The 20,326-nt window shown below is 69.1% G+C and carries 17 protein-coding genes; 6 read left to right on the top strand and 11 right to left on the bottom strand.

The window, feature by feature from the left end; genetic code table 11:
• Positions 1 to 18: 18 nt before the first annotated feature.
• The gene (locus tag ACQEVO_RS25280) at positions 19 to 705 is read left to right on the top strand and encodes a hypothetical protein (RefSeq protein ID WP_432917842.1); all 687 of its coding nucleotides are present in this window, start codon (positions 19 to 21) and stop codon (positions 703 to 705) included.
• A 53-nt stretch (positions 706 to 758) separates the two neighbouring features.
• On the opposite strand, the gene mmsB is transcribed toward ACQEVO_RS25280, so the two are convergent.
• The 5 genes from mmsB to ACQEVO_RS25305 all read right to left on the bottom strand — a co-directional run bounded on the left by mmsB (position 759) and on the right by ACQEVO_RS25305 (position 7,019).
• Entirely contained in the window at positions 759 to 1,655 is an 897-nt protein-coding gene (mmsB, locus tag ACQEVO_RS25285) for a 3-hydroxyisobutyrate dehydrogenase (protein ID WP_432917845.1), read from the bottom strand.
• Entirely contained in the window at positions 1,655 to 2,740 is a 1,086-nt protein-coding gene (locus ACQEVO_RS25290; protein ID WP_432917848.1) for an enoyl-CoA hydratase/isomerase family protein, read from the bottom strand. Before ACQEVO_RS25290 ends, mmsB begins: the two co-directional genes overlap by 1 nt.
• On the bottom strand, positions 2,737 to 3,888 hold the full coding sequence (locus ACQEVO_RS25295; protein ID WP_432917851.1) for an acyl-CoA dehydrogenase family protein: 1,152 nt from the start codon (positions 3,886 to 3,888) through the stop codon (positions 2,737 to 2,739). Before ACQEVO_RS25295 ends, ACQEVO_RS25290 begins: the two co-directional genes overlap by 4 nt.
• Before the next feature lie 2 nt (positions 3,889 to 3,890).
• Positions 3,891 to 5,390: a CoA-acylating methylmalonate-semialdehyde dehydrogenase gene (locus ACQEVO_RS25300; RefSeq protein ID WP_432917854.1), complete on the bottom strand. Its 1,500-nt coding sequence runs from the start codon at positions 5,388 to 5,390 to the stop codon at positions 3,891 to 3,893.
• Positions 5,391 to 5,606: 216 nt separating this feature from the next.
• Complete coding sequence (locus ACQEVO_RS25305; RefSeq protein WP_432917856.1) at positions 5,607 to 7,019, bottom strand: DUF2157 domain-containing protein; 1,413 nt, start codon at positions 7,017 to 7,019, stop codon at positions 5,607 to 5,609.
• A 450-nt stretch (positions 7,020 to 7,469) separates the two neighbouring features.
• On the opposite strand from ACQEVO_RS25305, the gene ACQEVO_RS25310 reads away from it, so the two are divergent.
• On the top strand, positions 7,470 to 8,528 hold the full coding sequence (locus ACQEVO_RS25310; RefSeq protein WP_432917859.1) for an amidohydrolase family protein: 1,059 nt from the start codon (positions 7,470 to 7,472) through the stop codon (positions 8,526 to 8,528).
• 291 nt (positions 8,529 to 8,819) lie between these two features.
• Here the strand turns inward: ACQEVO_RS25310 and ACQEVO_RS25315 are convergent, their stop codons facing one another.
• On the bottom strand, positions 8,820 to 9,584 hold the full coding sequence (locus ACQEVO_RS25315; protein WP_432917861.1) for an SWIM zinc finger family protein: 765 nt from the start codon (positions 9,582 to 9,584) through the stop codon (positions 8,820 to 8,822).
• Positions 9,584 to 12,388, bottom strand: a complete 2,805-nt coding sequence (locus ACQEVO_RS25320) for a DEAD/DEAH box helicase (protein ID WP_432917864.1) — start codon at positions 12,386 to 12,388, stop codon at positions 9,584 to 9,586. The genes ACQEVO_RS25315 and ACQEVO_RS25320 overlap by 1 nt, the downstream gene beginning before the upstream one ends.
• Before the next feature lie 303 nt (positions 12,389 to 12,691).
• Here ACQEVO_RS25320 and ACQEVO_RS25325 point away from each other — a divergent pair, with 303 nt between their 5' ends.
• On the top strand, positions 12,692 to 13,054 hold the full coding sequence (locus ACQEVO_RS25325; RefSeq protein WP_432917867.1) for a hypothetical protein: 363 nt from the start codon (positions 12,692 to 12,694) through the stop codon (positions 13,052 to 13,054).
• Positions 13,055 to 13,101: 47 nt separating this feature from the next.
• Positions 13,102 to 13,818, top strand: a complete 717-nt coding sequence (locus tag ACQEVO_RS25330) for an HNH endonuclease family protein (RefSeq protein WP_432917870.1) — start codon at positions 13,102 to 13,104, stop codon at positions 13,816 to 13,818.
• Between the two features lie 51 nt (positions 13,819 to 13,869).
• Here ACQEVO_RS25330 and ACQEVO_RS25335 read toward each other — a convergent pair whose 3' ends face one another.
• From ACQEVO_RS25335 to pdhA, 4 genes are all read right to left on the bottom strand, one after another.
• On the bottom strand, positions 13,870 to 14,685 hold the full coding sequence (locus tag ACQEVO_RS25335; RefSeq protein WP_432917873.1) for a sulfurtransferase: 816 nt from the start codon (positions 14,683 to 14,685) through the stop codon (positions 13,870 to 13,872).
• Positions 14,686 to 14,778: 93 nt separating this feature from the next.
• Positions 14,779 to 16,503, bottom strand: coding sequence for a 2-oxo acid dehydrogenase subunit E2 (locus tag ACQEVO_RS25340; protein ID WP_432917877.1), 1,725 nt, complete (start codon positions 16,501 to 16,503; stop codon positions 14,779 to 14,781).
• 39 nt (positions 16,504 to 16,542) lie between these two features.
• The gene (locus ACQEVO_RS25345; RefSeq protein WP_432917880.1) at positions 16,543 to 17,517 is read right to left on the bottom strand and encodes an alpha-ketoacid dehydrogenase subunit beta; all 975 of its coding nucleotides are present in this window, start codon (positions 17,515 to 17,517) and stop codon (positions 16,543 to 16,545) included.
• Positions 17,514 to 18,638 (bottom strand): pyruvate dehydrogenase (acetyl-transferring) E1 component subunit alpha, encoded by a 1,125-nt coding sequence (gene pdhA / locus ACQEVO_RS25350; protein ID WP_432917883.1) that lies wholly within the window; start codon positions 18,636 to 18,638, stop codon positions 17,514 to 17,516. The genes ACQEVO_RS25345 and pdhA overlap by 4 nt, the downstream gene beginning before the upstream one ends.
• A 143-nt stretch (positions 18,639 to 18,781) precedes the next feature.
• Between pdhA and ACQEVO_RS25355 the strand changes: the two genes are divergently transcribed.
• Positions 18,782 to 19,276 carry an Lrp/AsnC family transcriptional regulator gene (locus ACQEVO_RS25355; RefSeq protein ID WP_432917886.1) on the top strand — a complete coding sequence of 165 codons (495 nt, stop codon included), beginning with the start codon at positions 18,782 to 18,784 and terminating at the stop codon, positions 19,274 to 19,276.
• 159 nt (positions 19,277 to 19,435) lie between these two features.
• Positions 19,436 to 20,275 carry an SDR family oxidoreductase gene (locus ACQEVO_RS25360; RefSeq protein WP_432917889.1) on the top strand — a complete coding sequence of 280 codons (840 nt, stop codon included), beginning with the start codon at positions 19,436 to 19,438 and terminating at the stop codon, positions 20,273 to 20,275.
• Positions 20,276 to 20,326: the final 51 nt, after the last annotated feature.

Genomic DNA, 20,326 nt, shown 5'->3' on the forward strand with positions numbered 1-20,326 from the left:
GGAAGGCGGAAAATCGGAATGGATCCCTCGCGCTGCGTTGTCCTGGTGCCGGTCGGCCACCACATCGAACCGGACTGTGACACCGCTCTGAAACAACTGGAGCGACGCGGCTACCGGGTGTGGCGCCGCTACGGATCGGCCGCCATCGACCAGGCGCGTAGCCAGATGGCCACCGACGCACTCGCCGAGGGATTCGACGAATTGATGTGGATCGATTCCGACACCGGTTTCGACCCGGACGTAGTGGAACTGCTGCGCGCCCATGACCTTCCGCTGGTCGGCGGAGTATGCGTCAAGAAAAACGCCCGTGCGCTGGCTTGCCATATCCTGCCCGGCACCGAGCGGTTCGTCCTCGGCGAAGGCGGCGGACTCACCGAGGTCCGCTACACCGGAACAGGTTTCCTGCACACGAGGCGGGAGGTCTACGAGAAGATCGCCGAACACGAGCGGCTCCCGGTGTGCAATCTCCGGTACGGCACGCCCACGGTCCCCTATTTCCTCCCGATGCTGCTGCCGGAAGACGACGGGAATCACTGGTACCTCGGCGAGGATTTCGCCTTCACCGAACGCGCCCGGCGCAGCGGCTTCGACATCTACGTCGATACCAGCTTCCGCCTGGAACATATCGGCACGTACGGGTACACCTGGGAGGATGCGGGCAGCGATAAGCCCCGCTACGCGAGCTACAACTACAACTTCCGCTAGGGTGCGCCGGTACGGTCACCGGCGCACCCCGGAAGTATCCGAGCGCAGGAAACCTACGCCGGGTATTTCCCGCTGCGTTCCCGGATATCGGTCACGATCGCCGAGAAGTCCCGGCCCCCGGAGGTCTCGTTGAATTCGCGGTAGATCTCGGCGGCCAGTTCCCCGATGCGGCCCTGAACCCCGTTGGCGCGCAATGCCTCCACCGCCAGGCCCAGATCCTTGTTCATCAGGGCGGTGGCGAAGCCCGGCTGGTAATCGTTGTTCGCCGGACTCGTCGGTACCGGCCCCGGGACGGGGCAGTAGGCGGTGAGCGCCCAGCTCTGCCCGGATGCCTGGGACACCACATCGAAGAACGACTGGTGGCTCAGCCCCAGCTTCTCCCCCAGGACCAGCGCCTCGGAGAGCCCGATCATCGAGATGCCCAGCAGCATGTTGTTGCAGATCTTCGCTGCCTGCCCGACCCCGGAAGCACCGCAGTGCACGACCTTGGCGCCCATCACCTCCAGCACCGGCAGCACCTCGGCGAAATCGGCGTCCGCCCCGCCGACCATGAAGGTCAGCGTGCCGGCCGCCGCACCGGCGACCCCACCGGAAACCGGGGCGTCCAGTGCCCGGTGCCCAGCCGCCGTGGCCGCCTCCGCTGCTGCCTTCGCGTCCGCGACGTCGATGGTCGAGCAGTCCACGAACAGGGTGCCCGGCCGGGCGACCGGCAGCAGTTCGGCATACACATCGCGCACCAGCTTGCCGTTGGTGAGCATGGTGATCACGATGTCCCGGCCGGTGGCGGCGGCGACTCCGGTATCCACCAGCGCCACACCGTCTTTGCGGGCCTGCTCCTGCGCCGCGGCCGACGGGTCGAACGCGTGCACCTCGTACCCGGCTTTCACCAGGTTCGCCGCCATGGGCCCGCCCATATGGCCCAGGCCGAGGAAGCCGATCGTCTTGCTCATCACTTGTCCTCCGGAGTAGTCAAACCCAGTTCCCGTTCGCCCAGTCCGGCGAAGTACGCGTCGACCTGTCCGCCGCTCACCTCGGTGAGGGTCGCCGGCGACCACTGCGGGTTGCGGTCCTTGTCGACGACCTGGGCGCGGATACCCTCGACCAGATCGTGCGAGGCCAGCGAGGCGATGGAGACGCGGTATTCCTCGTTCAGCACCGCCTCCAGGCTGTGCGCCGTCCGCGCCGAGCGCAGCGAGCGCAGCGTGACCTGTAGCGCGACAGGCGATTTGCCGAGTATCGCGGTGGCCGCGGCGTCGGCCTCGGTATCGGGGTGTTCCTGCAACCGGGCCACGATCTCGGCGACCGTCTCCGCGCCGTAGCAGGAATCGATCCACTCCCGCTGCCCGAGCAGCGCCGATTCCGGTGCCTCGGTGGCGAATTTGGCGATCGCGATATCGGCGGTTTCGGTCTGCAGTGTCGTCAGCAGGGCCGGGATCTGTTCGGACGGCACGTAATAGTCCGCGAAACCGGTGGCGATCGCATCACCGGCCTTCATCCGCGCCGTGGTGAGAGCGATATGGGTGCCCAGTTCGCCCGGCGCCCGCGACAGCAGGTAGGTGCCGCCGACATCGGGGATGAACCCGATCCCGACCTCGGGCATCCCGATGGTCGACTTCTCGGTGACGATCCGGTGGCTGCCGTGCGCGGACAGACCGACCCCGCCGCCCATCACGATCCCGTCCATCACCGCGACGTACGGTTTCGGGTAGCGGCCGATGAGCGCGTTGAGAATGTACTCGTCGCGCCAGAACTTCCCGGTCGCCGAATCCGCCGCCGACCCCACATGCCCGGCCGCCTGCTGTTCCTTGGCGTCGTGGTGGATGGCGACGATATCGCCGCCCGCGCACAACCCACGCTCGCCGGCACCGGTGATGGCGACCGTGGTCACCGAATCATCGGTGGCCCAGGCCCGCAACTGTCCGGTGATGGTGAGCGCCATCGCATGGTTGAGAGCGTTGATGGCCTTGGGCCGGTTCAGGGTGATCAGGCCCAGGCCGCCACGCTGTTCGACCAGGACTTCGGGTTCCTCGCTCATACAGTTCCTTCCACGGACGCCGTCATCGACCGGGCCACGACCATCCGCATGATCTCGTTGGTGCCCTCCAGGATCTGGTGCACCCGCAGATCCCGGACGATCTTCTCCAGACCGTATTCGGCCAGGTAACCGTAACCACCGTGCAGTTGCAAAGCGGCGTTGGCGACCTCGAAACCGGCGTCGGTGGCGAATTGTTTCGCCATGGCGCACAGTTCGACCTTGTCGGGCGCGTCGGCGTCCAGCGCCGCCGCGGCCCGCCACAGCAGGGTCCGCGCGGCCTCCAGCTTGGTCCGCATATCGGCCAATTCGAACTGCAACGCCTGATTGTTCAGCAGCGGCGCCCCGAATGCGGTGCGCTGCGCCAGGTAGGGCACCGTTTTGTCGAGCGCGGCCTGCGCCCCGCCCATCGAGCACGCCGCGATATTGAGCCGGCCACCGTTGAGCCCGTTCATGGCGATCCGGAAACCGTCGCCCTCGGCCCCGAGGCGGTTGGCCACGGGGACGCGGGCGTCGGTGAGGATCACCTGCCGGGTGGGCTGGGCGTTCCAGCCCATCTTCTTCTCGTTCGGGCCCACCTCCAGGCCGGGGGTGTCGGCCGGGATGACCAGCGTCGAGATACCGCGCGCGCCGGTGTCCTGGGTGCGGACCATCATGACGTAGACGTCGTTGCTGCCCGCACCCGAGATGAACTGTTTGGCGCCGTTGACGATGTAGTCGTCGCCGTCGCGCACCGCCCGGGTGGTGATGGCCGCGGCATCCGAGCCCGCCCCCGGTTCGGTGAGCGCGTAGCTGGCCAGCAGGTCCATCGCGGTGAGGCCGGGCAACCAGCGGCGGCGCTGCTCGTCGTCGCCGTAGGCGTCGATCATCCAGGTCGCCATGTTGTGGATGGAGATATAGGCGGCCACGGCCGGGCAGCCGGTGGCGAGTGCCTCGAAGATCCGCACCGCGTCCAGCCGGCGCAGCCCGGATCCGCCGAACTCCTCGCTCACATAGATACCGCCCAGCCCGACGGCACCCGATTTCCGCAGGACGTCCACCGGGAAATGTTTCTCCTGGTCCCATTCCACGGCATGCGGGGCCAGGTATTCGTCGGCGAACTCCCGGGCCGTATCGCGGATCGCCCGCTCGTCGGAGTCGAGAGTGAACATGCTCATTCCATCGTCGGGATGACGAAGCTGTTGCTCTCCTTGAGCCCGGCCGGCCAGCGCTGCGTCACCGTCTTGGTCTTGGTGTAGAAGCGGATGGAATCGGGGCCGTGCTGGTTCAGATCGCCGAACCCGGAGCGCTTCCAGCCACCGAAGGTGTAGTACGCGATCGGCACCGGGATCGGCACATTGATACCGACCATGCCCACCTGCACCTTGGCCGCGAAATCGCGGGCGGTATCACCGTCGCGGGTGAAAATGGCGACGCCGTTGCCGTATTCGTGATCGTTGGCCAGCGCCAGCGCTTCCTGGTAGTCGCCCGCGCGCACCACGCTGAGCACCGGGCCGAAGATCTCGTCGGTGTAGATCGACATCTCCTTGCCGACCCGGTCGAACAGGGTCGCGCCCACGAAGTAGCCGTTCTCGGCGCCCTCCACGGTGAGCCCGCGGCCGTCGACCACCAGTTCGGCACCCTCGTCGATACCCTGCTGGATGTACTTCTTCACCCGGTCCACACCGTCGAGACCCACCAGCGGCCCGTAATCGGCGCCCGGATCGTCGGACTTGCCGACATTGAGCTTGTGCACCCGCTCGGTGAGCTTCTCGACCAGCCGGTCCGCGGTCTCCTCGCCCACGGGCACGGCCACCGAGATCGCCATGCAGCGCTCACCGGCCGAACCGTAGCCGGCACCGATCAGCTGGTCGGCGACATCGTCGAGGTCGGCGTCGGGCATGACGATCGCATGGTTCTTCGCACCCCCGAAGCACTGGGCGCGTTTACCGTTGGCGGTGGCGGTTTCGTAGATGTACTGCGCGATCGGGGTGGAGCCGACGAAGCCGACGGCCTTGATCCGGGGATCGTGCAGAATCGTGTCGACGGCTTCCTTGTCGCCGTTGACCACGTTGAACACACCCTCGGGCAGGCCGGCCTCGAGGAACAGCTCGGCCAGCCGCAGCGGGACCGAGGGGTCACGTTCGGACGGTTTGAGCACGAAGGCATTACCGCAGGCCAGTGCCGGCCCGGCCTTCCACAGCGGGATCATCGCGGGGAAGTTGAACGGGGTGATACCGGCGACCACACCCAGCGGCTGGCGCATCGAGTACACATCGATCCCGGTGCCCGCGCTCTCGGTGTATTCGCCCTTGAGCAGGTGCGGGATACCCACCGCGAATTCGATGACCTCGAGCCCGCGCTGGATATCGCCCTTGGCGTCGGCGATGGTTTTACCGTGCTCGCTGGACAGCAGCGCGGCAAGCGAATCCATCTCGTCGTTGACCAGGGTCAGGAACTTCATCAGTACCCGCGCCCGGCGCTGCGGGTTCGTCGCGGCCCAGCCCGGCTGCGCGGCTTCGGCATTCGCGATGACCTGCTCGACCTCGGATTTGCTCGCCAGCGGCACCCGGGCCTGCACCTCACCGAGGTTGGGGTCGTAGACATCGCCGAACCGGCCGGACGTGCCGGGGACCTGCTGCCCGCCGATGAAATGTGTGAGTTCTCGAACCATGCGATTCCTGCCTCGTGTCGGGGGTGGCGGGCGCGGCGCTGCGGCCGTCCGTCACACGAAGATCATTATTGCGGGCATCCAATAGTTGGACGTCCAAGCAAAACGATACACCCGCCCCCGCCGGCAAACCAGACCCACCGGCAAGATCCGCAAGCTGCGGGAACGCCCCGGAGCGCCACCGACGTCGCGGGCCCCGCGTATCCCGGGGCAACGGCACTAGATCTGTACCGATTTCTTCGCCGACCTGGTCAACAGATAACTACCGATCCCGAGCACCACCGCGCCGACCACGAGAATCGCGCCGGATGCGCCCGCCGATTCCCCGGTCCAGTCCGCGACCGCTTCCACCGCCGCCAAGGTCAGGGCGGCCGCACCGCCGAGGCTCAGCACCCAGGAGCGATCGGTCGCGTAGAGCGCGAAACACACCACCGCAACCACGGCCGTGAGCACATAGGCCAGCCGCATCTGATCGAAGACGTCGACGGTCTGCGCCCCCGTTACGGCCACCACGACCCCCACCACATACCCGGCCCACCGATCGAGCACGGCCCCGAGCCGGGTGATACCCAGCCAGCCGAGACCCAGTGCCAGCACACCGAGGCCCGTCAGGTCGCCGTCGACCGCCAGGAACTCGCCCAGCACACCGTGTACCGCCGCCACGCTGAACCCGGCACACAACAGCAATCCGAGTAACGACGGCAGCGCCGCATACCCGGCGACCGCGGCCAGCAGACCCGCGACCGCCGCGTACACCCAGGTGCGATCGGTGCTGACGTTCCCGTCGTCGAACACCGCACCGGCCGCGGCCGCGATACTCACCGCGGCCAGCGCGAACAGCACCGCGGCCAGCCGGGTGCGCGCGGTATGCCCGGCAGCGGGGAGCAGCCGCCAGGCCGGCCGGAACAGCACCCGCCGCCCGCCGGCGGTGGCCACCCCGGCCACCGTCAATCCGAGCGCCACCAGGACGAACAGTACGAACCGGCCGAGTTTCGCCATATCGTCCCAGGACTCGGCGAGGATCAGCACGAGCCCGCTCAGCAGCAATCCCGCGCCGGCGTACGCGGCGATCTCGGCGAGCAGCCGCGCCGGGGTCGGGCGGGGGTGCTCCTGCGCCAGCGCCGTCACCACCGCGCCCAACTGGTTCTCGTCCAGCACACCGCGCCGCACGAGGTCGACCAGTGCGGGCGGCGCCTGTCCGGGGACATTTCCCGGTTTGCCCTCGGAAGCGGAACCGGAGCCTATGCCCACGGGTCCGGTGCCCTCGGCCCCGTGCGCGCCACCGCTGGTACCCGCCGATTGCTGTGCGCCGGGTCCGGTGCCCTCCGCTCCGGGCCGGAGCGCACCGCCGCTACCGGTAACCGCCGTCTGCCGCGGGCCGGGCACGGCCGGTAACCCGCCACCGGTTACCGGCTTCGTCGACTCCACGGTTTCGGTTTCCGGTCCATCCGCGCCGGATGACCTACCGCGTTTCCCCTTTCCGGCGCGGAACGCCGGCTTGCGGCCGGATGCGCCCGAATCGCCCGCGGGCGGCGCCGCCGAGATCGGCCGATCCGGCTCGGACTGCCCGGTACGCGACTCACCTCGCGGCACCTGTTGCGACGCCTCGGGCGCCGAATCCTTCTCGGCCACAGAACCCATTATGCCGCCGACACCCCCCGCGTCCCGGGTTCACGGCAAACCCGTCACCCACCGCTCCTATACCCCGGGGCAGCACCCACCCCGGCCACCGCTCTCAGACCCCAGGACGGCACCGACCCCGGCCACTCCATCTGTCCCGCCCGGCCCCGCGCCCGGCAACCGCCACACCCCGGCAACCTCGCCCGGTTGGCGCCACGCCTGGCAGCTGCGCCCTGACTCAACAGCCGCCACACCGGCACCCGGCACCGCACACATGTATCCGGCCGCGCATGCATGTGCGGTTCTCCGCCCACACCCTGCACCGAGGAGGCTGCACCCTGCAACCACATCGCGTCGCAAGCCCGGCCGACCGGCAACAACGCCGGAATTCGACGGGCTGCCGCCGCCCGCGCGCTAGGCTCGGCGAACCGACGACGATCGCAGGAAGGTGCCACCAGCGCTATGGACATCGGCGATATCCGGATCATCGACGCGCATATCCACCAGTGGGATCCGTTCACCAATCCGCGCGAATTCAGCGGTACCGCCAAGCTCATGCGCGCCCTGCCGCTGCCCCTCGGGCTGGCGGTGCGGCTGGCGCCGCGCCGGGACCGCGAATTCGTCGGCGAACCCTCCGCGTATATGGGTCCGTACCTGCCCGCCGACTACCGGGCCGACGCCGCCGGGGTGCCCGTCGAATCGGTGGTCCATATCGAGGTCGAATGGACGGGGCCGAAGGCCGAGGAAACCCGCTGGGTCACCGCGCTGCCGTTCGGGGTGGATACGCCCGCGCTGGCGGCGGTCAGCGGCGGCGGTTCTCCGGCCGATCCCGGATTCCCCGAACTCCTCGACGCGCATCTGTCGGCCTCGCCGCTGGTGCGCGGGATCCGCAGTATGGTCGCCCACCACCCGGACACCGGGATCCGCAGTTTCGCGTCCGGACCGAACACGCTGCGCAGCCGCGAGTTCCTGGACGGTTTCGCGGCACTCGCCGAACGCGATCTGGCCTTCGAAGCCTGGGTGTATTCGCATCAGATCCCCGAGGTCACCGCGCTCGCCCAGCGCTACCCGGAGACCACCATCATCCTGAACCACCTGGGCACACCCGCCGGAATCTTCGGCCCGGTCGGTAAGCACACCGGCCGGGATGCCGAAGCTCGCGCCGGTCTCCTCGAACGGTGGCGCACCGATATCGCCGATCTGGCCGCATGCCCGCAGGTGGTGGCGAAGGTCAGCGGCCTGATGATGCCCATCCTCGGGCACCCGGTCCCGCGGCACGGCTCCCCGACACCGGTTCCCGAACTCGTCGACCGGATCGGCCCCCTGCTCCGGCACGCCGCCGATACGTTCGGCGCCGACCGTCTCGTCTGGGGATCGAACTTCCCGGTCGACCGGCCAATCACCTCCATCGCCGGCAGCGCCCAGGCGGTTGCCACGGTCCTCACCCAGCACCTCGGTGACTCCGCACCGCTCGACAAGATTTTCCGGGCCAACGCCCAGCGGGTCTACCGGCTGGATTGAACTCCCTGCCCGGAACCGCCGGGCCCGGGCGCTGTTTTCCCGGGCGTGCCGTGAAGTGGGCGGTCGCCGAACAGACAGCACGCCCGTCTCCGGCCGAATCGATACGCGATCCGGCACGCACCCGGACCGGGCACGCCCGCTGCACTCCTCGGAACAGGGCTTACAGCTCATTTCACCGCGGCCGGAAACATAGAGATCTGGATGAGCTCATATTCCACGCCGTGCCGCCGGGCACTTGATCGGTCGCGACGCGCACGCAGCGGCGGCGGGGTGCGCTACGGGGCGAGACCCCTACCTTCCGGTCATGGACCCATACATCGTGACCAGCGCGCGGTTTCCGGCGGCCGCGGCGTTCTCGTCGGCGCAGAGCATGCGCAGCGCGCGCCGCAGTAGCGCCGGGTCCAATTCGTCGAGCGCGGGCCCACCCCGTGGAGCCGGTAGTGCGGGGAGTTCCAGCGCCTCGCCGTAGGGGTCGGTGGATTCGTCCACCTCCTGAGCGGCCGTCTCTACTCCGCCGATCAGCCGTTCGATACTCAGCCCCCGCACGGCCAGCAAGTCGCGGGGGTGCTCGTCCAGGCGTTCGGCCAGCAGGCAGACCACGGCGATGGCGTGTTTGCACGGCCAGCCGGGGTCCGGGCAGGTACAGCCGAAGTCGATATCGGCGGCGGTTTCCGGCACCAGGTGCGGGGCCAGCTCGCGGGGCAGGTCCCCGGAGACGATCCGGGCGAGCATCCCCGGGGCGGACCGGATCGCCTCGACCACCAGATCGATTTCCTCCGGCCGCAACCGGCGGATCTCGCAGGTGGTGGTGAACGGGCTCGGCTGGCTGCCCTGCACCTCGGCGGTGACGACGCCGGGTTCGATGCGGTAGCTCACCACCTGCCCCGCCCGCGCGTAGGTGCGCCCGCGCGCGAGGCGGCCCGGGTCGGCGAGCCGTTCCATCACGTCGAGCAGTGCCTTGCCCCAGAATGTCCGGGCGAAACCGCCGCGCCGGTTGCGGGCCGCCGCGCCCCCGGATACCGGCCGGCGTTTCCCGTATTCCGCGAAATCGGCCATCACTCACCCACCGCCTCGGCGCCGAGGGTGAACAGCCGGGCCAGATCGTCGTTGCCGAGTTCGGTGATCCAGTTCTCCCCCACCCCGACCGCGAGATCGGCGAGTTCCCTTTTCCCGGTGATCATTTCGTCGATTCGTTCCTCGATCGTGTCGACGCAGACCAGTTTGCGTACCTGCACCGTGCGCTGCTGGCCGATCCGGAACGCCCGGTCGGTGGCCTGGTTCTCCACCGCGGGATTCCACCAGCGGTCGAGGTGCACCACATGGTTCGCGGCGGTCAGGTTCAGGCCGGTGCCGCCGGCTTTGAGCGAGAGCAGCATCAGCGGCGGGCCGTCGTCCTGCTGGAAGGCCTCCACCATCGCATCGCGCCGTTTCTTGGCGACCCCGCCGTGCAGGAACGGGATCCGGCTGCCGAACCGTTCGGCCAGGTACGGCGCGATGAGTTCACCGAATTCGCGGAACTGGGTGAACAGCAGCGCCTTCTCTCCCTCCGCGAGCACGGCGTCGAGCACATCTTCGACCAGTGCCAGTTTCCCCGAGCGGTGCGCGCCGCGGCGCAGCACGGCCGACGAATCACCGAGGAAATGGGCGGGATGGTTGCATACCTGCTTCAGCCGGGTGAGTGCGCCGAGAACGGCTCCCTTGCGCGCCATTCCCTTTGCGTCGCGCAGTTTTTCGAGCATATCCTGCACCACCGCCTGGTACAGCGCCGCCTGCTCGGCGGTGAGGTTGGCCCGGACCGTCATCTCGAGTTTCTCCGGCAGATCGGAGATCACCGCCGGATCCGTTTTCACCCGGCGCAGCAGGAACGGCGAGGTCACCGCGCGCAGCCTGGTGACGGCGTTCTCGTCGTTCTCCCGTTCGATCGGCACCGCGAAACGGGCGCGGAAGGTCTGCGGGCTGCCCAGCAGTTTCGGCACGGCGAAATCGAACAGCGAGCGCAACTCCTCGAGCCTGTTCTCCACCGGAGTGCCGGTGAGCGCCAGCCGGTGCCGGGCCGGTAACGCCCGGGCCGCCCGCGCCTGCCGGGTAGCGGCGTTCTTGATGTGCTGTGCCTCGTCGAGCACCACCCGTTCCCACTGCTGCCGGGACAGATCGGCGATATCGCGGGCGAGCAGCGCGTAGGTGGTGATCACCAGATCGGCGCCGGCCACCGCGGCGTCCAGCTCGCGACCCTGGGCCCGGCCGGGCCCGTGGTGCACGAGCACGCGCAGGTCGGGGGCGAATCGGTCGGCCTCGCGCTGCCAGTTGCCCACCACCGACATCGGGCACACCAGCACGGTCGGCCGCGGTGCGGTCTCGCGTTCCCGTTCGTGCAGCAGCAGCGCGAGTACCTGGATGGTTTTCCCGAGACCCATATCGTCGGCGAGGATCGCCCCGCAGTCGAGGCTGTTCATCGTCGCCAGCCAGGCCAGCCCGCGTTCCTGGTAGGGACGCAACTGTGCCTTCAGCCGGGCCGGTGCGGCCACCGGTTCCTGCGCGCGGTCCGGGTCGAACAGCGCGGCCGGCCAGCCCTCGGCGGTGACCTCGGTGAGCGGTACCCGCCCGACCTGGGTTCCGGCGATCTCACCGATCAGATCGGCGAGGGTGATCTCGTTGTCGGCGGTGTGCAGGGCGACGAATTTCGCGGCGGCGGCGAGGGCACTGTGATCGGCCTGCACCCATTCCCCGCGTAACCGCACCAGATCCGATTGCGCGCTGATCAGCTGCTGCATGTCGGATTCGGAGAGCACGGTATCGCCGAGGGCCAGTTCCCACCGGTAGGACACCAGCCCGTCCAAGCCGACGGTGCTCTGCGCCGCGGGTACGGCCGCCCCGCTCACCCGCAACCGCAGGCTCGGTTCGGTGATATTCCACGCCCGCGGCAACAGCAGCGGGATCCCGGCGGCCGAGAGCGCCTGCGCCCCGTGCGCGACCAGATCGGCGACCACTTCGGTGGGCAGCAGCAGGTCCAGGCTGTGCGGGTCACCGGGTACGTCACGCAGCCGCGGGTAGGCGCGTTGCGCGGCGCCCAGCCATTCCAGCCCCGTGCGCACCTCGTCCGGGATCCCCGGTACCGGGATCGGCCGCGGTGCGACACCGTCCTCACGCAGGCAGACCTCGAGCCGCCACAGTGCGGAATCGCCGGGGACCGCGGCGTATTCGCCCTCGGGCTCGCGCAACCGCAGTACCAGTCCGGGCTCGTCGGCCGAGCGGGTCTCGCGCCACTGCCGCAGTACCTCGGACGCCTGATGGCTGCCCGTATCCACCGGGACATCGGCGGACAACGCGTGCACCAAGGGATGCTCGGAGGTGGCCGGATCGAGCAGTTCCCGCACCATCGGGTCGGTCAGTTCGGTGACCATATCGTCGAGCACATCGGCCGGCTCACCCGCGACGCGTAGCGCCGGCGGCGCCAGGGCCGCGAGTTCGGCGAGCCAGGCGCGCTGACCCGCACCGCCGGCGGGCCGCCAGCGCGCCCACCACCGGCCCTCCTCGCGCCGCAATTCGGGCACGACCATCCCCGCCCGGATCCAGCGCTCCAGCCCCAGCGCGAGATGAGCCAGGAACCGCAGGTCGCCGGCCACGGCGGCGGCGGGTAGCCGTTGCCGCAGCGCGGCCGCAGCGGCAGCGGGGGCCAGCGCATGGGCCCGCACGACCTCCCGCCGCGGCCCCGCCTCGTCGACGATGAGCACCTCGGCCCGATGCCGGAATCGCGATTCCGCGAGCACCGAGCCCAGCAGACCGCCGACCGGCTCCCCCTCGGCCCCCGGGGCACGCCACAGCAGCAACCCGAACCCGGGCGACCACAGTCCGTGCAACATCGTCCCATCCAATCAGCCCGGTCCGACACGTCCCGAACGGTCCCCCGCCCGTCCGCGGCGGACACCGCCCGGCGCCGTCCCGGCACGCCCGGGCGCATTCTGGATTTATCCACCCCGACGGCACATACTGGGAAATATCCGCTGGTCACCGCTGTTATCCGCGATCCACGCCCGCCGGGTGAGACGCCGTGTCGGGCGAGTCGTCCTGCCCCGGGGATCGCCTCCGCCAGGCGGCGCACTCCGGCCCGGGAACAGCGGTCCCACAGCACACAGCGGCGTCATCGAACAGCGGAGGGCAGCAGTATGACCATTCTGCTCCAGGTTCTCGAGCAGAGCTATACGCCGACCACACCCTGGGAACGGCGCAAATTCACCTTCGTGGAGGCCGGCAAGATCGTCGGTATGCGGCTGGACGGCCAGTGCGGCGTCTGGCTGGATCTCTCCCGGCCGGGCGAATCACAGCGCCTGGCCCGCACCGAACGCCCAGAGGATGCGATCACCTTTCTCCTCACGACGTTCGCGAAGATCGCCGAATGCGGGGACAACGGCGGTTCCTGGGTGATCGGCCACGACGGCGTGCATATCGAATCGCTGGTCGCGACTCGTTTCCCACCCCGTAACAGCGGGGTCGACAACGACGAGTTGCTGGCTCGCGCCTGGCTGTGAGCCGCGGCCGGCGCCAGCTGTCGGTGCGGTCCGGTATACCGGTATCCGTGAGGACACGGGGGAAGATTCACACGGTTCCGGTATTCCTGCTCGCCTGTCTGCTGCTCGGTGCGCTCACCGGCTGCGCGGGTGTCGCCGTCGGTCCTCGGCCCGCGCCGGGCAGTCCCGGGCGAGCACAGATCGAACAGTTGCTCGCCGCGGTGCAGGTGGTCCCGCACCGTCCGCACGCCGGCGGATACGAACGTGATTGCGGGTCCGGGGAGGGCTGCGTATTCGGCCCGGCCTGGTCCGACGATCACGACGGCCCGGGCGGGCACGACGGCTGCGATACCCGCAACAACGTCCTGGCCCGGCAGCTCACCGAGGTCGCGTACCGGCCGGGCACCCGTAATTGTGTGGTGCAGTCCGGCACGCTCGCCGATCCGTACACGGGCACCCGGATCGTTTTCGACCGGCGCAGCGCGCAGCAGATGCCGGTGGACCATATCTATCCGCTGGCCGCCGCCTGGGATATGGGCGCCGCGGCGTGGACGCCCACGCAGCGCATTCGCTTCGCCAACGATATCGACTACAACCTGCAGGCCACCGACCGCGCGACGAATACCGCCAAAAGCGACAGCACACCCGCGCAGTGGTTACCGCCGTCGCGGCCCGGCCACTGTTATTACGCGGGCCGATACCTCACCGTGGCGCTGCGCTACCAGCTACCGGTCACCGCCGCCGACCACGGAGTACTCCGCGAGATCGCCGCGCGCTGTGACTGAACCGGCTCGACCGGCGCGTCACAGGGTCGGGGCGCGGCCGGCGCCGTGCGTTCAGGCTCCGGTGGCGACGGGGCGTTTCCGATCGTGCGCCCACTGCGACCAAGACCCCGGATACAGGGCTGCCTCCACCCCCACCACCGCGAGGGCCGCGATGGCATGCGCGGCGGTGATTCCGGACCCGCAGTACACCGCGACCGGTTCGCCGTCCAGGTCGCCGTAGCGCCGCCGCAGTAGTTCGGCGGGCAGGAAACAGCCGTCTTCGCCGAGGTTTTCACTGGTCGGTGCACTGACCGCGCCGGGAATATGACCGGCCCGGGGATCCACCGGCTCGTGTTCGCCGCGGTACCGTTCGGCCGCTCGCGCATCCAGCAGCACCCCTTTCCAGCGGGCGGCCGCATCGGCGTCGATCACCGGCAGCCGGCCGGGTTCGAGTTCGATATCGCCGGGTTCGGGATCGGGTCCCACGCCGGTGGCCAGCTCACCTCCGCCGCGCACCCATGCGGGTAACCCGCCGTCGAGGATGCGCACGTCGGTGATCCCGGCCCAGCGCAGCAGCCACCAGGCCCGAGCCGCCGACATCCCGCCGAGCGCGTCGTAGACAACTACCGGATCGCCCCCGCAGATGCCCCAGCTCCGCGCGCATTTCTGCAGCTGTTCGGGATCGGGTAGCGGGTGACGGCCGTGCGCCGGGGAGGGTAGCGCGGCGAGTTCGGTATCCAGGTCGACGAATACCGCGCCCGGGATATGGCCGTTCTGGTAATGCTGCGGGCCCTCGGGGTCGCCGAGTTGCCAGCGGACATCCAGCAGGCGCAGATTCTTTTCGGTTGATTCCCGGAGTTCTTCAGCCGAGATCAGTACCGCGTTCAACGCAGCTCCTCGTCCAAGAGTCTGGAACAGATTTCGTCACCGTACGCGGGTCGCGTGGGCGGCGTCCACGCCGACACAGAATTCGGCGGGCCGTCAGATCCGGGCGAGCAGCGTCAGCGGGTCCTCCAAGGCGCCGGCGACGGTGGCCAGGAAACGGGCCGCCAGTTCCCCGTCGATCATGCGATGGTCGAAACTCAACGTCAGGGTGACCACCGAGCGTACGGCGAGTTCGCCGCGGAATACCCACGGCCGCCGATTGACCGCTCCCACACAGAGAATCGCCGCCTCACCCGGGTTCACCAGCGGAATTCCCGAATCGACACCGAATACGCCGACGTTCGAGATGGTGAACGTACCGCCGCGCAGATCGGGCAGGTTCGCCCGGCCGTCGCGGGCGGTCTGGGCCAGCCAGCCGATCTCGCGGCACAGTTCGCGCAGGCTCAGCGTCTGCGCGTCCTTGATGTTGGGCACCAGCAGTCCGCGGTCGGTGGCGACCGCGATACCCAGGTTGACGTAATAGCGGGTGACGATCTCCGAATTCGCTTCGTCCCAGAAGGTGTTGATACCGGGGTATTCGGCGAGGGCGGCCAGGACGGCCTTGGCGATCAGCGCCAAGGGTGTGGGGGTCAGCCCTTCGAAAGCTTTGGTGGCGCGCAGGTGTTCCAGCAGTTCCAGCGATGCGGTGATATCGACGGTGCTCGAGGTGGCCGCCTGCGGAATCGTACGGGCACTGGCCACCATGGCCGCCGCGGTGCGTTTGCGCACCCCGGAGATCGGGGTGCGTTCCTCCCGATCGGCGCCGCGGACCGGCTGTTCGGGCGCCGGGGTTTCCGCGTCGTCACGGTCGCGATAGTCGGGCTCGGAAACCGGCACGGCACCGCGCACATCGGCAACCGTCACCGCCCCCGCCGGGCCGGACCCGGCGACATACCAGAGGTCGATTCCCAACTCCCGAGCCAGCTTTCGCGCACCCGGCGTTGCGGCGACCCGGCCGCCGCCGGGCCCCGCGGCGCCGTCCGCCTCGCGCCGGACGCCGCGCTCCTCCACTACCGCGCCCCCAGGAAGGCCCGCCTCGTCTGTCGCCGCCCCTCGATACCCGTGTGCCGCCCTACTCGCATCGCCTGCTTCCACAGGCCGGCGGCCCGCCTCGTCTTCCCGCGCAGCTGCCGACTCACCCCGGTACCCGTAGGCGGTTCCACCGGCACGCGCCGCTTCCCCGGGCCGACGCTCCGCTTCATCTGCCTGCACATCTGCCGGCTTCTCGGCATACTCGCCCGCGGTCCCACCCGCCCGCGAATCACCGGCCGCTTCCGCAGGCCCCGCGCCGGCCAGGTCTGCCCGCGCAGGTTCGTCCGGATATCCACCGGGAGTCGTATCCGCGCCGCCCGGCGCGCCGATCACACCGTCGCGGTAGGAGATTCCCCCGGCCGCACTGTCCTGTGATTCCCGGGGAGCCGTTCCGCTCGCCCGGCGGCGGCGCCTGGACGGCTGTTCCTGCGTTTCCGGCCCATAACCGACCAGCACCGAGGTTCGTCCACCGGATGCCGGTGCGGCGGTACGGATCCGCAGCAGCGGTGCGCCCACCTCGACCGTCGCTCCGGGTTCGGCCAGCAGTTCCACCACGGTCCCGGCGAACGGCGACGGCAGCGCGACCACCGCCTTCGCCGTTTCCACCTCCGCGATGGTCTGGTTCAGTTCGACCCGGTCGCCCACCGCGACCGTCCAGTTCTGCAGTTCGGCGTCGGTGAGCCCCTCACCGAGATCGGGCAGCCGGAATTCCAGGATCTCCCCGGATTCGGTGGTCGGGTCGTCGTCCACGGTGGGCACCTCCGGCTGGCGTCAGGGCGGCGAGGGCACTCAGGCGGCGAGCGTTCGGTCGACCGCCGCCAGGATGCGGTCCGGGTCGGGCAGGTGATGCTTCTCGAGCTTAGCCGGAGGATAGGGGATATCGAATCCACCGACCCGCAGCACCGGGGCTTCCAGTTGATAGAAACAGCGTTCGGTGATCCGGGCGGCGATTTCCGCGCCGATCCCGCCGGTCACCGGCGCCTCGTGCACCACGACCAGCCGGCCCGTTTTATCCACCGATTCGGCGATGGTGTCGATATCCAGTGGCGCGAGGCTGCGCAGGTCGATCACTTCCAGCGAAAGTCCTTCCTCGGCACCGATTTTCGCCGCCGACAACGCAGTGGCCACGGTGCCGCCGTAGGCGACGAGGGTCGCATCGCTACCGTCCGTACACACCCGGGCCCGGTCCAGCGGCAGCGAATCGGTGGCCGCCGGGTCGAGTTCGGCCTTGTCCCAGTAGCGGCGTTTGGGTTCGAAGAAGATCACCGGATCGTCCAGCGCGATCGCCTGGCGGATCATCGTGTAGGCGTCGGCCGGGTTGCTCGGCGACACCACCCGCAGCCCCGCGGTATGCGCGAAATACGCTTCGGGCGATTCGGAATGATGCTCCACCGAACCGATTCCACCGCCGAACGGGATGCGGATGGTGAGCGGGGCGCGCACCTTTCCGCGCGTGCGGTAGTGGATCTTGGCCACCTGCGAGACGATCTGGTCGAACGCCGGGTAGACGAATCCGTCGAACTGGATTTCACACACCGGCCGGTACCCGCGCAACGCCATTCCGAACGCCGTGCCCACGATCCCGGATTCGGCCAGCGGCGTATCGATCACACGGCGGTCGCCGAAATCCTTCTGGAGCGTATCGGTCACCCGGAACACGCCACCGAGCCGGCCGATATCCTCGCCCATCAGCACCACCTTGGGATCGTCCTCGAGGGCGGTACGCAAGCCGGCGTTGAGCGCCGCGGCGAATGTGGTGATCATGAGCGGACTCCTTCCGCGCGCAGGGCAGGCGCGGCGCTGTCGCCGGCCGGATCGGCAGCCAGGTATTCGGCGTAGTCGCGGCGCTGGGCTTCGACGAACGGATGCGGGGTCGCGTAGACGTGCTCGAACAGTTCCAGCGGATCGGGGTCGGGCATGGTCAGCGTCGCCGAACGAACCCGGTGCGCCACCTCGTCGGCGTGCTCGTCCACCCGCCGCTGCGCCGCCTCGTCGAACAGGTCTTCGCGTTCCAGCAGGCGCCGCATCCGCAGGATCGGATCGCGCCGGGCCCACTCCTCGGTTTCCGCGGCGGTGCGGTAGCGGGTGGGATCGTCGGCGGTGGTGTGCGGGCCCATCCGGTAGGTGATGGCCTCGATGAACGACGGCCCACCGCCGCCGCGTGCGCGAACCGCCGCCCGGCGGGTGACGGCCAGCACCGCCAGCACATCGTTACCGTCCACCCGGCACGCGGGAATCCCGTGCCCCACCGCCCGCTGCGCGATCGGGGTCGCGCTCTGCAGATGTACCGGTTCGCTGATCGCCCAGTGGTTGTTCTGGCAGAAGAACACCACGGGGGCGCTCCACGTGGAGGCGAAGGTGAGCGCCTCGGCGATATCGCCCTGGCTGGTGGCACCGTCACCGAAATAGGCGACGGTCGCGATCTCGGCGCCGTCGAGATGGGCGGCGTAGGCGTAACCGGTGGCGTGCAGGCCCTGGGCGCCCACCACGATCGCCGGGTTGGTCATATTGACCTGCGCCGGATCCCACGACGAATGCGCGACCCCACGCCACATCGCGGTCACCGCGCCCGGATCCACCCCGCGGCAATATGCGACCGCCGTTTCGCGGTAACTGCAGAACACGTAGTCGTCGGCCCGCAGGGCGTGCGCCGAACCCACCTGGGCGGCTTCCTGCCCCTGCATCGGCGCCCACAGGCCGAGCTGCCCCTGCCGGGCGAGGGCGGTGGCCTCGGTATCGATACGGCGGCTCACCACCAGATCTTCGTAGAGTTGCCACAGTTCGTCCGGGCCGATATCGGCGACCAGGGCCTGGTATTCCGGGTTGTACACCCGGGCGCCGTCGGGCTGGATCAGTTGCACCGGATACTCGGTTGTGCCGGGCATGGCCTCGCCTCCTCACGCGGGTCACGCGCTGATGTGGCCTATAACACAAAGCATCCACGCTTATGCGAGCTGCGCAAGTCTCGATCCGGCAACTGCGCAGTCTGCACAGAATCCAGGCGCCCGAAGCTGTCATACTGCGCTATATGACCAGTCGAGAAACCGCCGAGCCGGTATTGGACGCCACCGACGCGCGACTCCTGCTCGAACTCACCGCCAACCCGCGCGCCACCGGCGTGGAACTGGCCGCCCGGCTCGGACTCTCCCGCAACACCGTGCAGGCCCGGCTGGCCCGCTGGGAGGCAGCCGGCGTGCTGGGCAGTTTCGAACTGCGGGTGCAGCCGCGCGCGCTCGGCTACCGGCTCTCCGCGTTCGTGGCGGTCGTGGTGGACCAGCACCAGCTCGACGCGGTGGTCGCCGAACTGGCCGAAATACCCGAGGTCACTGAGGTCTGCGGGATGACCGGCCCCACCGATCTCACGGTCCGGGTGGTCGCCCGCGACGCCGACGACCTCTACCGGATCACCGGCCAGGTCCTGAAGGTTCCGGGCGTGGTGCGGACCAATATGGCCCTGGTGATGCAGGAACTGGTGGGTCCGCGGACAGCACCCCTGCTGCAACGCCTCGCCGAACCGGACTGACGAGAGCCCGCCACCCAACCCCTGCTCGGGCCGTCGCCACCGAGGCGCCCCGAACGAAGGTACGACTCCGGCGACACCGCGATCACCCCCGACCTGCCGAAATGCCTAGATTAAGCGACACAGCTAGGCTTGTGTCGCAGTACGGGATAGGGTGCCGATATGGAGCTCTCAGGCACAGTAACGGACACCTTCGCGGGCCGCACCGCCATCGTCACCGGCGGCGGATCCGGGATCGGCGCGGCACTCGCCCACCGCCTCGCCGACCACGGCGCGAAGGTCGTTGTGGCCGACCTCGACCCCACCACCGCCGCGAAGGTCGCGGACGATATCGGCGACGCCGCCGTCTCCACGAGCGGTGACGCCGCCGACCAGGAGGTGATCGCCCAGCAGATCGCGACGGCGGAATCCACGTTCGGTCCCGTCGACTTCTACTTCGCGAACGCCGGTATCGGCGGCGGCGCGGGCCTGGACAGCACCGACGCCCAATGGTCGGCAGCTCTCGAAATCAACACCCTGGCGCATATCCGCGCCGCCCGGCTCCTCGTTCCCGGCTGGCTCGAACGCGGCACCGGCTACTTCGTCAGCACCGCCTCGGCCGCGGGTCTGCTCACCCAGCTCGGCTCAGCGCCGTACTCGGTGTCCAAGCACGCGGCCGTAGGTTTCGCGGAATGGCTGTCGATCACCTACGGCGACAAAGGGATCGGCGTCAGCTGCGTCTGCCCGATGGGCGTCGACACGGCCCTGCTGCGCGAGGGAATGATCCCCGAGAACAACGCGGAAGCGGGCCGCCTCGCGATCAACGCGGTGAAATCCGCCGGCACCGTCCTCAGCCCCGACGAGGTCGCCGACACCGTCCTGGCCGGCGTCGCCGCCCGCGATTTCCTGATCCTCCCGCACCCCGAGGTCCTCCAGATGTACCGCAACAAGGGCTCCGACTACGACCGCTGGATCCGCGGCATGCGCCGCTTCCAAGCCACCCTCGAAAATCCCGGGAAGTAGATCTCGGACGCGACGACAACCCTCGCACCGCGGCGTATCACCGCCGGTCCG

Origin of the sequence: Nocardia sp. CA-290969, assembly GCF_050936135.1 — a bacterium.
Taxonomy (GTDB): domain Bacteria; phylum Actinomycetota; class Actinomycetes; order Mycobacteriales; family Mycobacteriaceae; genus Nocardia.